Source organism: Streptomyces sp. NPDC020801, from assembly GCF_044334385.1.
Taxonomy (GTDB): domain Bacteria; phylum Actinomycetota; class Actinomycetes; order Streptomycetales; family Streptomycetaceae; genus Streptomyces.
In genome coordinates, this window is sequence record NZ_JBIRST010000001.1 from 901,996 (window position 1) to 915,654 (window position 13,659).

Consider the following 13,659-nt stretch of genomic DNA (forward strand, 5'->3'; position numbering starts at 1 on the left):
CAAGTTGTACTTTGGCTCACCCGCCGCCGAGGGGAGAGCGCCGTGTCGGAAGCCGTGTTCCGGGAGACCACCGCGGAGTTCCGTACCCAGTCCGTGCCGCTGTCCCACCTCTCGCTGGAGCTGGGCCACCTCTGCATGGAGGACTTCGAGGCCGGGCCGCAGCGGCTGCGCGTGCACTTCGCCGAGGTACGCGTCTGGTCGGACGCCGCCCGTGCCTCCGTCGCCCGCCGAACCGGCCTCAAACGGCCACGCATCAGCACCTGCTTCCTGATCGACGACTACTTCACGCGCTTCTCCACGCCCGCCGAACTCGTCCCTCTGGTGCTGAAGGAGGCCGAGAGGGCGGGCCTCGTCGTCGACTACCTGGCCCGCGAGTCGGGTTGCGCGGTCGCCGACCGGATCGAGATCGCCGAGTCCGTGCTGCACCGCCTGGTCGAGTCGCCGCCGTCGGGCAGCCACGGTGGCCGCCCGTCCGTCGGCCAGACCGGCTGGCTCGCCAACGGGCAGCGCACTCCCCTCACCAAGCGCGCCGCCCTGGGCGAGGTCACAGGCCGGCGGCCGCCCCAGGAGACCGCGGCCCGCAACCACTCCGTCTTCATGGACGTCGAGCTGTGGTCCGGGCAGGACGGCCGGCGGCTGTGGTCCTGCCCGTTCCTGGCCGCCGTATGGCAGCTGGCCCGGCTCGGGCTGTTACGGCACCTCGGTGAGCCGGTGCTGGTCCCGCGCCCCTGGTACGGCGAGGACTTCCCGCAGGACTGGGACCGGCTGCCGCCCCTGCTCCAGCTCAACCCGCAGGCCGCGGCCTTCAGCGCTTACCGCACCTGCACCCTGATGCCGAACCGTTTCCTGGCCGTCGAGGACGCCGTACGGCTCATTCTCGACCAGACTCAGGTCACGCCCGTGGCGCTGCAGCAGGTCGCCGAGCGCTCGGCCCGGGAGGGGCTCGCGGTCCCAGCGGCGGTCGCCCAGCGCGCGACGTACGTCTTCTACGAGGAGCCGGTCAACGGCCGTCTTGGCGAAGGAACCTGAGATGACGACGGCCCTCGGGCGACCCGCGCGGCCGGTCCTCGCCTGTGGTGAGGTGCGCACCTGCCTGCTGCCGTCGTCCCATGCGCTGGACGGCCGGGCCGCCGCCCAACTGCTGAGGCTGCGCCCCGACGAACGCGTCCTGGTCTCCGAACGGCCCATCATGTACGCCCTCTCCCCGGAGGTCCTGACCGGAGTGGACTGCCGGCTTCCCACCTCCAACGGCGCCGGCATCCGGGCCATCGGTACCGTCATCGCCCGTGCCGCACTCACCGAGGGCCGTGTTCTGCAAGCCGGCGCCTACTTCGGCGCCCCGGCCACCGGCCCCGAGACGCGCCGCCCCTGGGGTCACTACCTCGTCCGGCCGGGCCTGGTCGAACCCGTGGGGAAGCTGCCCGAACAGGCCACCGCGGAAGGTGTTCTGCGCGGCCCCGGGCGCGGTGAGCTGGATCTCGGGTTGATCGCCGAAGGCCTGCTCACGCGGTTGATGCGCCATCCGCTCCTCGACCGCACGGTGCCGTTGAAGTCCCGGCGCACGGATCTTCGCTGGGCCGCTCGACGAGGACCCGCCGGCGAGGGACCGTCCCTGGAACGCTTCGCCTTGGGCGAGGACGGGCTGCGCACCGTGGAGCTTCGGCTGCCGGAGGCCGTCCCCGCCGCCGCGGCGGCGGGCCTGTGCGAGGATCTCGCCCTGCACGACTGGCTGCTCACGACGGTCGTGCACTTGGTGGACAGGGGCGGCCTGGCTCTCCCGGCCGTCGACCACCTGCTGCATCTGTGGATGCCGCGCTCACACGTGGAGCCCGTGCTGAGCCCGCTGTGGGACGCGCTGGAGCACTCGCCGGGGTTCAGTCGCCAGTGGCAGAACCTCGTTCAGCGGATCCGCGACCAACTGGCCGTCCGGACTGTTCGGTTGCTGCAGCAGCGACCGGACACGACTTCCGCCCCGGCGAAGTAGTCCGCGTACCGGGGTCTTCCATCGCGCGGGTCGGCTGGGGTGTCCGGTTTCTGCTGGTTCGCTCTGCGATGTGATCGCTGCGGGTCAGGCCGGTATGCCGCGTCTCGTCGCGATGGGCGTCGGCTTCCACCGGCCGAGGGCGCTGCCGTATCTCCTTCCCGGGGTAGCGGCGGGGCGAGTGTTGCGAGACCGGTCTGATCGCCGGTGACCCGTCCGAATGGAGCTACGGATCAGAGGCTGCCCATGCCGCACTCGTGCCAGATCCAGCGGGGTGCCACGAGGAAGGGGGACGGCCGGCGGGTGTGTGGCCCACACGCTCCTCACACGTGCCTGGTGCGGAGCAATGAGAAAGAGCGGGAGACAGTGAGACTGTCTCCCGCTCTCTCGTGTCGGCATCCGCCCTGGTCGGCGCCTGGTTTCTGCTGATCCTCGGCGAGTGCCCCCGGCGGGGCACTCGGATTATGGGGACAGGCGGAACCGGTGGTCGGCGGCGGGCAGTTGGTCATTCAAACGGTGGTACAGCCGAACCGGTAGGCACGCAGCGGTGGGAGCGAGTCCCGGAAGAGCTCAGCAGGTCGGGTGACGCGCGAGGTTGAATCAAACCGAAGGGGTGGGCAGGGGCTGTTCGGTCCAGATGGACTTGCCGGTGCGGGTGTGGCGGGTGCCCCAGCGCTGGCAGAGTGCGGAGACTAGCTGCAGGCCGCGGCCACCCTCGTCGGTGGCGGAGGTGTGGCGGACGTGCGGCGTGGTCAGGCTGGCGTCGGAGACCTCGCAGATCAGCGCGCGGCTGCGGAGCATGCGCAGCCGGATGGGGCCGCAGGCATGCCGGATCACGTTCCCGACCAGCTCGCTGACCAGGAGTTCGGTGGTCATGATCAGGTCCTCGTCGGCCAGGTCCCAGTCGGTGAGCTGGGCGCGGACCAGGTCGCGGGCCTGGCCTGCCGCCACCGGGTCTTCCGGCAGCGGCCACTCGGCCACGTTCTCCGCGTCCAGCGGGTGGGTGCGTGCCAGCAGCAGGGCGGCGTCGTCGATCAGCGCGCCGTGGGCGGGGAGGAGAGCGGAGGTGAGGGTGGCGCAGAGGGTATCCAGGTCGGACGCGTCGGCCGGTGAAGCCGGCATGGCGTTCACGGACTGTTGGAGGAGCTCGGCGAGGCGGCTCATGCCGGTGGTGACATCCCTGCCCTTGCTCTCGACCAGGCCGTCGCTGTAGAGGGCGAGCAGGCTGTCGGCGGGCAGCAGAGTCTCGAGGGTTTCGAAGGGTGGAGTGGCCACCCCCAGCGGCGGGTCCGGGGTCATGGGCAGGAAGCTGACGGTGCCGTCGGGGTGGGCCACCGCCGGGGGTGGCTGACCGGCGCTGGCGTACGACAGACGCCGGGTCACCGGGTCGTAGACGCCGTACAGGCAGGTTGCGAAGGCGTCGGTGCCCGGCTCGCCGACGATGTCGTTCAGGTGGCCGAGGATCTCGTCGGGCGGCAGCTCCAGCTCCGAGAGGGTGCGGACGGCCGTACGGAGCCCGCCCATGGTGGCGGCCTCGGCCATGCCGTGGCCCATGACGTCGCCGATCACGAGTGCCACCCGGGCCGCGGAGAGCGGGATCACGTCGTACCAGTCGCCGCCGACGTCGGCTCCCTGCTTGGCCGGCTGGTAGCGCGCTGCCACCGTCACCTCGGGCAGCTTGGGCAGTGCCTGCGGCAGCAGGCTGCGCTGGAGGGTACGGGCCCGGGTCGTCGCCTCGTCGTAGAGCCCGGCCCGCTCCAGGGCCTGCGCGATCAGTCCGCTGAGCGCGGTCAGCAACGTTCGTTCGTCATCGTCCAGCACCCTCGGTCGGCCGAAGCAGATCACCGCCGCGCCGATCCCACGCCCCGACACTGCCAGCGGCAGAAGGACCCACGCCTGCTTGCCGCCCTCCCGGATCAGGATCTCGGCCCCCGGGTAACGCTTCAGGAACTCCTCCGGGGAGGAGAAGCAGAGGGGGGTGCGGGTGCGCAGGGCATCCCCCACCGGATTCGAGGTGTCGCTCACTGTCCACTGCCCGTCCAGCAGTCGGGTGAAGCGCTCCGAATATCCCCGGGAGCCGACCACGGTCAGCCGGTCGCCGACCACGCCGAGCATGATGAGTCCGGTGGCCCCGAGGGGTGTCATCACGCCGTCGGCCACCGCCGCCATCACGTCCTGGGCCGTGACAGCCTCGGCCAGCTCCCGTGTGATCCGCTGCACCAGGGCCGCCCGCTCCGCTGCCGCCCGCTCCGCGGCGGCCCGCTCGACCTCCCGTAGATGCCGCTCGGTGGTGTCGGTGATGTAGAGCGTGAGGCCTTCCGGCACCGGCACCAGCCGCAGGTGATACCAGGACGTCCCGTCCGGCCCCGGTACGTCGAATCCGGCCGGCCGGCCCTCGGCCGCCGTGGCCCTGCACCGTTGCTCCAACCCCGGCACGGCACGTACCGGGGGAATGTTCCAGAGCAGGGCCCCGGCCACGTCTCCCGCGGCGCCGAAGAGCCGCTCGGCGGCCTGATTGAGAAATCCGATGCGCCAGTCCGCGTCCAGGGAGACGAAGCCGTCGCTCATGAGTCGCAGCGCCCGCCCCACCGACTCGGCGACGGCGTGTGTTTCGCTGCTGTCCCGGAGGGTGCCGATCACCTTCACCGGTGTCCCCTCGTCGTCCGTGATCGTCCGCGCCCGGGCCTCGATCCAGAGGTAGGTGCCGTCCTGGCGCCGGATCCGGTACTCGTTCTGGAAGCCGCCGCGCAGCTGGATGCCCGTGTCGAAGCCGGCTACCGCCGCCGGCAGGTCGTCCGGGTGGATCAGCGCCGCCCACGCCTCGATGCCGCGGCTCATCACCTCAGGATCGATGCCGACCAGCACCTCCTCGACGGGCCGGTCGGAGGTCAGCTCGCCGGTGCTCAGGTCCCAGGTGTACGTGATGGAGGGCACCCCGTCCACGTCCCACCGGGGGGCTTCCTGCGGCCCTGGCCCGTTCTCCAGGGCGCGCAGCAGAGTCGGGGACGGATTGAGGATCCCGGACGACCTGAGCCTCCCGGACATCCAGCCCGCCACCTCGTTCAGAAACGCGCGATCCGCCGCCCCGGGCTCGGCGCCCGGGGCGAAGAGGACGGAGAGCGCGCCGCGTCGCCGGCCACCGCCCGGGATGGGGACGGCCAGGTGACCGATGTCGGCGGGGAGTCGGGACGGCCACAGGGCGGCCGGGTCCCGGCCGGGAACCGGGTCGGGCGGGGCCAGGTCGGGCTGCCAGGCGATGCCGCCGTCGCGGGCGGCCCTGCTGGGCGGCGCCGTGCCCCGTGCCGGGATGATCAGCCAGGGCCGGGTCATCGACGCCGGCAGGCCACTGTCGGCGACCAGGTAGAGGATGCCGCTCATGCCGCCGCCCGGGAGATGCACCATGCCGCCCAGGCCGTGCACCTCGGCCACCGCCTGCTGGAGTGCGGTCAGCAGCACCTCCACATCGCGCCGGTCCTCGTCCACGGCGTCGAGCAGCCGCATCCGCATGCGGTGTCGCTCCGAGGGCCGCTCGGTCTGTGCGGTCCGCAGGCCCTGCGGCTGGTGCGGCGGATGGGGGGCGCGGGGCATGGGCGGGCCGGTGTTGTCCGCACTGCCGCCTCTGGCATTCACCACGGCCGACTGTCGCCTCCGCTCACCGCTCGGGTATCCGCTGGGCCGCATGCGATCGGAGGGGGATCTGTAGCGATCTGTATTCGTCGCATCCAGCCTAATTTGAACAATTTAGGCGATTTCATCGGCCCTGGGGAGCCCTTCGTGTCCGATCAACCTCGCGTGGCGCCAGCTCACCCTCGGTTACCAAGGGCTTTCGCTGCCGTAACCTTGCGGGCTGCCGACGGAGAACGCCGCCGTCACTGAGGTGTGCGACCGGCCGGTATCGCGGGCAATCCGCGTCGCCGGCACGGAGAAGGCGCGGTCGGATGCTCGACGATGGGGCGGCCTTCCGCGTCAGGACGACCAGGTTGACGACGATGCCGGGCAGGAGAACAAGCAGGACGGGGACGAGGACGTTCGTCGACACCGACGGCCCCGTGCTCAGCAGCCCCCGGCGAGAGATCGCGATCGAGTCTGCCGGCGAGGCCGACAGCGCCGTTTCGAGCGTGGCGAGCCGCTCGCCCTTGCGTATGCGCCTGACGGGGATGGTGGGCTGTGGGAGCCAGGCCTCTGGTCGCAGTCCTCGGGGTGGCAGCCGAGGACCGTGAATTCCACGGGACCCGGGGCAGGGGAGCGTCAGGTGCATCAGGCTCCGCTTTCGTCTCTGGGCGGTGCGCGGAGCGGTGACGTACAGGGCGAACTCGCCGTCCGCGCCCAGGCGGCGGTGGCAGTCGCGGATGCTCGGCAGCAGGCCGTCGAGCTGCTCGTAGACCGTGTTGCCGCTCTGCTTCGACAGTGGCTCCGTCGGGCGCAGATAGACGCCGAGCGCATCGGTGTGACGCGTGGCCCGTGCCCGGTCGGCGACGGTGAGCCTCCCCCGGAGGGGGCACCCCCAGCCGGTCATGGGCGCCTGTTTGGGTGGGGGACACCGCCTGCCCGGCCTGGTCGGCGTAGGCGTGGGCATCGGCGTACTCGACGTGGCCGTACTGCGCGAAGGGGCCGATGTCGAGCAGATCGCGGATACGGACCGGACCGCGGGAAGGTCCCCGTGGGCGCTCGCGGCCCGCAGTTCCAGCCGCCGCCGCAACTGCCGGTCCTCGCCGGTCTGCTGACGCAGCAGAGTGATCAACTCGTCCTTGGACGGGGCGGACAGCCACCCGTCGAGGTCCTGCGCGCCCTCCCGGGCCGCCTTCCGCTGCCGCGGCATGCTCTCCCGCCGGGCGAGCACCCTCAGGCCGAGGGCGACCAGGTGCTTGCGGGAGGTTGCCCTCCAGGCCGTACGGGCAGTCGCACTCGCCGGCCGGGCCGCCGGGGCCGTCCAGGGTCAGCTCCACCTCGTACCGTTCCGTGCCGTGAACGCTCGCGGTGACCCAGCCGTCACCGACCTCGACTCCGGACACCACGTCGAGGTCCCCGAGCCCGCGTTCGAAGGAACCGGCCAGCTTCTTGAGGTTCGCCTCGGTGAGACCGCGCATGGCTCCTTTCCGCCCCTGCTGTGGCTGTGCAGTTGATGCTCCGCCGGTGTGGGGCGGTCCGGAGGCGCGAGCGGCTACTTCGGTGGGGGGACCTCCAACTTGACCCGTGCCAAGGGTCGTCGGGGACGAACACGGTCTGTGAGCCGGGCGGCGTCTCAGAGGCCCACCCCGCCCATGCCGCCCTCTCCCTCCCTGCCGCCGGGAATTGCCTCCCTTCCCGGTGGCGCCACGGGCCTTCCTGAGCCCTTCGGCGCGGGCGGCCCCGGCGTCCGACCGGATGCGGCAGCCTGGCGGGTGTGCCCTAGAGCCAGCCGTGTGAGCGGGTGCGGGGCACTTGTCAGGACGCTCCGGTCGTCGTCTGCGCCGGCTGCGCGGTGGAGGCCGGGGCGTTGGCCGGTGGCTGCGGGTGGCCGCGCAAGGCGTGCTCGACCGCGTCGGACGCCAGTCCGGAGATGCTCGGCAGCGCGTGGGCGTAACCAGCCCCGAGCAGGAGGGCTGCGGCCGTCGCGGCGGTGGCGGTCCGGCGGGTCGTGGTGCCCACCCGCCGAAGTCCGCGTTCGCGCCGCTGCGCCGGGTCGGGGTCCTCTATGGGTCCGGGCATGGGCATGGGTCGGCCTCCTTCGGGCGAAGGCGGTGCCGCGAGACGATCGCCCGGCTCGCGGACGCCATGTCATCAGCTTGCGTGGCGGCGCGTCGGAAAGCCGTTCAGGAAAGCTTCAGATGTGGCAAAGCCGGGCGGATGCGGCAGCGGCTCCTGCGCGTGCCCCGCCCGCAGCCGCTCCGGAAAGCCGTTCACGTCGTCCTAGGCTTGGTGCCGTGGAACAGGAAACCGGCACTCGGACGGACCCCGAAGCCCTCACGGTGCTGGTCGTCGAGGACGACCCGGGGCTCGCCGGGTCGCTGGTGCGCGGCCTGGACCGAGCCGGGTACCGGGCGACCAGCGTCGGCACCGGACGCGGTGCGCTCACCCACGCACCGGCGCCCGACGTGGTCCTGCTCGACCTCGGCCTGCCGGACATGGACGGCATCGAGGTCTGCCGCATTCTGCACCGCCAGTCGGACGCGGCGATCATCGTGGTGACCGCCCGGGGCGAGGAGGGCGACAGGGTCGCCGCCCTAGACGAAGGCGCCGACGACTACCTGGTCAAGCCCTTCGGACTGGCGGAGCTGCTGGCGCGTATCAGGGCCGTACTGCGCCGCATCCGCCCGTCCGGGCCCGAACTGCTGACCCACGGCCCGCTCGCCGTCGACCCGCGCACCCGCAAGGTGACGGTCGACGGGGAGGACATCCCGCTGACCCCCAAGGAGTTCGACATCCTCCAGTGCCTCGCCGCCGATCCGGGCCGGGTCGTGACCCGTCAGGAGATCCTGGAACGCGCCTGGGACGCCCACTGGTACGGGCCCACGAAGGTGCTGGATGTCCACATGGCCGCGTTGCGCCGCAAGCTGGGTGTGCCCGGACTGGTCGAGACGGTCTACGGGCGCGGCTTCCGCCTCGGTGAAGTCGGCTGACGCGCTGTGACCCGCCGTATCGCGCTCAGCGTCCTCGCCCTGATCACCGCGATCCTGGTGCTGGCGGTGGTGCCGCTCGGGCTGACGATGACGCAGCGCGAGCAGACCTCGTTCCGGGCCGAAGCGGCCTCGAGGACGAGGTCGATCGCCTCCGCGGCCGAGGAGCACCTGTCCGACCACAAGTCGGACGCGGCGGCGCGGAGCCTCGTCGAGGAGGCCCACAAGAGAGGCGACTGCGCGACCGTCTACGACAGCGCGGGCCATGTGCTGCTGTCGACCGCGTGCTCCGAGGTGGCCGGGGACGACTCCGCAGGTCTGGTCTCCTCCGTGCTCGCCCACCCAGGCACCCGGGTGCGCGAGGACGATCAATGGCTGACCACCGCCGTTCCGATCGGGGACACCTCGGACCCCGTCGGAGTCGCCGTCCTGAGCCGGTCCGCCGATCCGTTGCACGACCGGATCCTGGCGATGTGGGGCTGGCTCGCGCTGATCGGCGTCGGTGGCCTCGGCGCCGCCGTACTGGTGGCGGTGCTGCTGGCCCGCTGGGTCGGTCGTCCGCTACGGGTGCTGGACGAGGCGGCACAGCGGCTGGGCGAGGGGGCGCTGGACGTGCGGGCGCCGGCCGGGGCAGGACCGCAGGAGGTGCGCCGCCTCGCAGCGACGTTCAACACGATGGCCGGGCGCACCGAGGCCCTGGTGCACGGTCACCGTGCCGTGGTCGCCGACGTGTCGCACCAACTGCGCACCCCACTCGCGGCGCTCCGGCTGCGGCTCGACCTGCTCGCCGCCGACGCCGAAGGGGACACCGCGGCAGAACTCGCCGACGCGCAGGGCGAGATCGCCCGTCTGTCCCGGCTGGTGGACGGCCTGCTGGCGGTGGCCCGCGCCGAGCACGCGGTGCCCCGACCGGTGCCGGTCCGGGTGGACCGCGTCGTGGCCGAACGGGTCACCGCCTGGGACCCCGTCGCGGACTCGGGCCGCGTCCGGCTCTCCGCCGACTGCCGCCCCGGCCTCACCGCCTTCCTCGGCGAGGGCGATCTGGAACAGGTGCTCGACAACCTGATCGCCAACTCCCTCGACGCGGTCCAGGAGGGCGGCCGGGTGCTGATCACCGGCAAGCGGCAGAACGGAACGGTTCAGCTGCGAGTCGTCGACAACGGTCCAGGCATGGGTCCGGCCGCGCGGGAGAGCGCGTTCCGCAGGTTCGGCAACCCCGAGGCGAGCGGTACCGGGCTGGGCCTGGCCATCGTCCACCGACTCGTCACCGCCAACGGCGGCACCGCCGACCTGCGGGAGTCGCCCGGTGGCGGTCTGACCGTGGCGCTGTCGCTGCCCGGGGTCCGGCGCGGACGCGACCGCGGCGGGGAGTCCGAGTCCGGCGGTACGCGGACGAGCGACGCCTGAACCCTTCACCGGTGCCGGATCCGCGCCGGGCACCCGGCGACCCCTCCCAAACGCCTCTTCTCACCGCTCTGACCAGTATGTTCGTCGATCTTTGCGAGTTCTGAAGGATTCCTGAACCGGATCCCGACAGACGCCTGCGCAGGCTGGTGGATGGATACCCACAGGTGTGGCCGCGAGATGCCGAGCGCGTCACGACGGCAAACCGACGGCCGAGGAGGAACCATGTCCCACCCCGACCACCCCACGTCGGCCGGTGCCGTTCGTCGCCGTGACCGCGGCCTCCGCCGAGTCGGAAGCACGACCCGCTGGGTGGCCGCCGCGGCCGCGGCCGGCTCCGCGGTGCTCGCCACCGGATACGCCCAGGCCCTGCCCGGGAAGTCCTCGACGCCCTCCCAGCCGTCGACTCCCGCGCCCGCGCCCACCACGTCGAGCGCGCCCGCCACCCCGCGGACTCCGTCGCACTCGGGGGCCCCGTCCAGGACCGCCGCCCCGCCTTCCCACCCGGCACGGCACGCGACCGTGCCGAAGCAACGGACGACTCCCGTCGCGCCGCCCACCACACATCCGGCAGCCCCCGCACCCACCGCTACGAAGCCCCCGAAACCGACCCCGCAGCCGTCGCACACCACGTCGGGTGCGTCATGACCACCGCCGCCGCACATCCGGCGTCGGTCTCCTTCCCGGCGTTGGGTACCACCGCCTCGCTGCTGGTCGCCGACCCCGGCGGAATGGACGCGGCACGGCAGGTGCTCGACGACGAACTCGCCGCCGTCGACGCGGCGTGCAGCCGCTTCCGTCCCGACTCGGAACTGTCCCGTGCCAACGCCGCGGCGGGTGCCGTCTGCCACGTCAGTGCCCTGTTCGCCGAGGCACTGGACGTGGCGCTGCACGCGGCGGAGGTGACCGAAGGCGTCGTGGACCCCACTGTCGGAGCCGCCGTGACCGCGCTCGGCTACGACGTCACCTTCGCCGCGCTGCGGCCCCAGGACCTGGGCCCCGTACGCCCTGCGGGACCGTCCGCGGGCCGGCGGGCGCTGGAATGGGACCGGGCCGCCCGGCGGCTGCGGCTGCCCCCGGGCGTCGCACTCGACCTCGGCGCGACCGCCAAGGCCCTCGCCGCGGACCGGGCCTCCCATCGCGCCGCCCAGGTGGTGGGTTGCGGCATCCTGGTCAACCTCGGCGGGGACATCTCCGTCGCGGGCGAGGCTCCGCCAGGAGGCTGGCGGATCGCCATCGCCGACGACCACACGGCGCCCGGCACCGCAGGCCGGCCCACGGTGAGCATCACCACGGGCGGACTCGCCACCTCCGGCACCACGGTGCGGACCTGGCGCCGCGGGGACCGCCGACTGCACCACATCGTCGATCCCGCCACCGGCGACATACCCGCCCCGGTCTGGCGCACCGTCAGCGTCGCCGCCGCCAGTTGCGTGGACGCCAACACCGCGAGCACCGAGGCCGTCGTCCTCGGCGAACGCGCGCTGCGCAGGCTTCGCCGGGCCGGGCTGCCCGCGCGGCTGGTACGCGTGGACGGGACCGTCGAGCGGGTCTGCGGTTGGCCCGAGGACACCGCGGGAGGTGCCCGGTGACCGGACTGGTCCCACTCGCCGCCGGCCCCAGCCCGCTGTGGTACGCGACCCGCGCCGGTGGCACCGTCGCCCTGGTGCTGCTCACCGCGACCGTCGCGCTCGGCATCGCCGTGGGCGGCCGGTACACGCCGCGGCGGCTCGCCCGTTTCGAGGTGAGCGCGCTGCACCGCAACCTGTCGGTGCTGACCTTGGCCTTCCTGGCCCTGCACATCGTCACCGCCGTCCTCGACACCTTCGTCCACCTGGGCTGGCTGGTGACGGTCGTGCCGTTCACCGCCTCCTACAGGCCGTTGTGGCTGGGGCTGGGCACGGTCGCGTTCGACCTGCTGCTCGCGGTCGCGGCCACCAGCGCGGTGCGGCTGCGCGTGGGGCAACGGCGGTGGAAGGCCGTGCACTGGCTGGCCTACGCGGCCTGGCCGGTCGCGCTCTTCCACGCCGCCGGGACCGGCACCGACACCCGGCTCATGCTGCAACTCGCCTTGTACGCCGTATGCCTCGCCCTCGTCGTCGCCGCCGTCTGGTGGCGGTTGTACCGGGCGGGCCCGGGCCGGGTCGCGGTGCGGCTCTGGGCGGGGGCCACCGCAGCGGTGGTGCCCGTGCTGCTGACCGCGTTCCTGAGCTCCGGGCCGCTGCAGCCGGGGTGGGCGCACCGCGCGGGAGGTGCGGCGCCCCCAGCCACGGGCGCCGTACGCCCGGCGTCCCCGCCGGCCGATGACGACGAGGGAGGGTCCGAGTGACCGACGGACGGACAACCCTGCTGAGCGGCAACGGGCGTGACGGCATGGCGGGTCCGCACGGCTCCCGGCTGCTGCACGGCTGGTACGCCACCGGTGGCGCGGCCGACCTGGACGAGCACCTTGACCGGTACGGTCCACCGCCGTTTCCCCGCTCCGCCGACACGGCCGACCGACTGGTGCGCGCGGTGGAGGACGCGGGGCTGACCGGCAGGGGCGGCGCCGCCTTCCCCACCGGCCGCAAGCTGCGCACCGTCGCCGGCGGCAGAGGCACCGCCGTGGTGGTCGCCAACGGCATGGAGAGCGAACCGGCCAGCCGCAAGGACGAGACCCTGCTGGACCTCGCCCCGCACCTGGTGCTGGACGGCGCCGCACTGGCCGCCGCCGCGGTGGGCGCCGACGTGGCGCACCTGTGTGTACCGCGTAGCAGGCATCGCCAGGCACACGCTCTCCGGGACGCCGTGGAGGAACGCCACGGGACGGGCCTCGACCCGGTGCCGGTCCTGGTGCACGAACTGCCCCACCACTACGTCTCCAGCGAGGAGACGTCGCTGGTGCGGTGGCTGAACGGCGGCGACGCCCGGCCGCTGGCGACCCCGCCGCGACCCTTCGAGAAGGGGGTCGCCCGGCGTCCCACCCTGATCGACAACGTCGAGACCCTCGCCCACCTCGCACTGATCGCGCGGTACGGCCCCGACTGGTTCCGGAGCACCGGGCGTCCCGACGCCGCGGGCACGACGCTGGTGACCCTCTCCGGTGCGCTGCGCACACCGGGCGTCTACGAAGTGCCGATGGGCCGGACGCTCGGTGAGGTGATGGACGTCGCGGGGGGAGCCACGGAACCGCTCCGGGCCCTCCTGCTGGGCGGCTTCTTCGGCAGTTGGCTGCCGGTGCGGCAGGCGCTGCGCGTCCCGTTCGCCAAGCAGGACCTGGCGTCCCTGGGTGCGGGACCCGGTGCCGGCGTGCTCGTGGCTCTTCCCCACAGCGCCTGCGGTCTGGCCGAGGCGGCCAGGGTCCTGGGATACCTCGCGGCGCAGAGCGCACGGCAGTGCGGACCGTGCCGACTCGGGCTGCCGGCCGTTGCCGCGGACTTCGCGGACCTCGCCTGGGGCCGTCCCGGCACACAGCTGCTACGGCGGCTGGAGGGCCGTGTGGGACTGCTTGCCGGACGCGGCGCCTGCCGGCACCCCGACGGCGCGTCACGTTTCGCGGCGACCGCCCTGCACGTCTTCGCCGAGGACGTACGGCACCACCTGGGGCTCGGGCCGTGTGCCGCGGCCGGGCGCGAGCCCGTGCTGCCGGCTACGCAGACACCGGCACCCGACGAGCGGGATTGGAGGTGAACAGCGTGA

Annotated in this window: 10 protein-coding genes and 1 pseudogene; 8 read left to right on the forward strand and 3 right to left on the reverse strand. The window is 72.9% G+C overall.

From position 1 onward, the window contains the following. The first annotated feature begins 42 nt into the window (after window positions 1–42). Window positions 43–1,029, forward strand: a complete 987-nt coding sequence (locus ACH4UM_RS04260) for an SCO2522 family protein (RefSeq protein ID WP_398173308.1) — start codon at window positions 43–45, stop codon at window positions 1,027–1,029. A gap of 1 nt (window position 1,030) precedes the next feature. Further along, window positions 1,031–1,984 carry an SCO2521 family protein gene (locus ACH4UM_RS04265; RefSeq protein ID WP_398173310.1) on the forward strand — a complete coding sequence of 318 codons (954 nt, stop codon included), beginning with the start codon at window positions 1,031–1,033 and terminating at the stop codon, window positions 1,982–1,984. A gap of 597 nt (window positions 1,985–2,581) precedes the next feature. Here ACH4UM_RS04265 and ACH4UM_RS04270 read toward each other — a convergent pair. Beyond that, window positions 2,582–5,569 (reverse strand): SpoIIE family protein phosphatase, encoded by a 2,988-nt coding sequence (locus ACH4UM_RS04270; RefSeq protein ID WP_398173312.1) that lies wholly within the window; start codon window positions 5,567–5,569, stop codon window positions 2,582–2,584. Between the two features lie 947 nt (window positions 5,570–6,516). Beyond that, a pseudogene (locus ACH4UM_RS04275) lies at window positions 6,517–6,993 on the reverse strand (SWIM zinc finger domain-containing protein); the annotation flags it as partial. Between ACH4UM_RS04275 and ACH4UM_RS04280 the strand changes: the two are divergent. Next, window positions 6,946–7,104, forward strand: a complete 159-nt coding sequence (locus ACH4UM_RS04280) for a hypothetical protein (protein ID WP_398173628.1) — start codon at window positions 6,946–6,948, stop codon at window positions 7,102–7,104. The pseudogene ACH4UM_RS04275 and the gene ACH4UM_RS04280 overlap by 48 nt on opposite strands. A gap of 301 nt (window positions 7,105–7,405) precedes the next feature. Here ACH4UM_RS04280 and ACH4UM_RS04285 read toward each other — a convergent pair whose 3' ends face one another. Further along, entirely contained in the window at window positions 7,406–7,669 is a 264-nt protein-coding gene (locus tag ACH4UM_RS04285) for a hypothetical protein (RefSeq protein WP_398173314.1), read from the reverse strand. 215 nt (window positions 7,670–7,884) lie between these two features. Here ACH4UM_RS04285 and ACH4UM_RS04290 point away from each other — a divergent pair, with 215 nt between their 5' ends. From ACH4UM_RS04290 to ACH4UM_RS04310, 5 genes are all read left to right on the forward strand, one after another. Beyond that, window positions 7,885–8,580, forward strand: a complete 696-nt coding sequence (locus ACH4UM_RS04290) for a response regulator transcription factor (RefSeq protein ID WP_398173316.1) — start codon at window positions 7,885–7,887, stop codon at window positions 8,578–8,580. A gap of 6 nt (window positions 8,581–8,586) precedes the next feature. Continuing rightward, a complete protein-coding gene (locus tag ACH4UM_RS04295; protein WP_398173318.1) occupies window positions 8,587–9,984 on the forward strand; it encodes a sensor histidine kinase in 1,398 nt (465 codons plus the stop codon). A gap of 641 nt (window positions 9,985–10,625) precedes the next feature. Continuing rightward, window positions 10,626–11,573, forward strand: coding sequence for an FAD:protein FMN transferase (locus ACH4UM_RS04300; RefSeq protein ID WP_398173320.1), 948 nt, complete (start codon window positions 10,626–10,628; stop codon window positions 11,571–11,573). Beyond that, window positions 11,570–12,310 carry a ferric reductase-like transmembrane domain-containing protein gene (locus ACH4UM_RS04305; protein WP_398173322.1) on the forward strand — a complete coding sequence of 247 codons (741 nt, stop codon included), beginning with the start codon at window positions 11,570–11,572 and terminating at the stop codon, window positions 12,308–12,310. The genes ACH4UM_RS04300 and ACH4UM_RS04305 overlap by 4 nt, the downstream gene beginning before the upstream one ends. Then, window positions 12,307–13,650 carry an NADH-ubiquinone oxidoreductase-F iron-sulfur binding region domain-containing protein gene (locus ACH4UM_RS04310; RefSeq protein WP_398173324.1) on the forward strand — a complete coding sequence of 448 codons (1,344 nt, stop codon included), beginning with the start codon at window positions 12,307–12,309 and terminating at the stop codon, window positions 13,648–13,650. The genes ACH4UM_RS04305 and ACH4UM_RS04310 overlap by 4 nt, the downstream gene beginning before the upstream one ends. Window positions 13,651–13,659 lie beyond the last annotated feature (9 nt).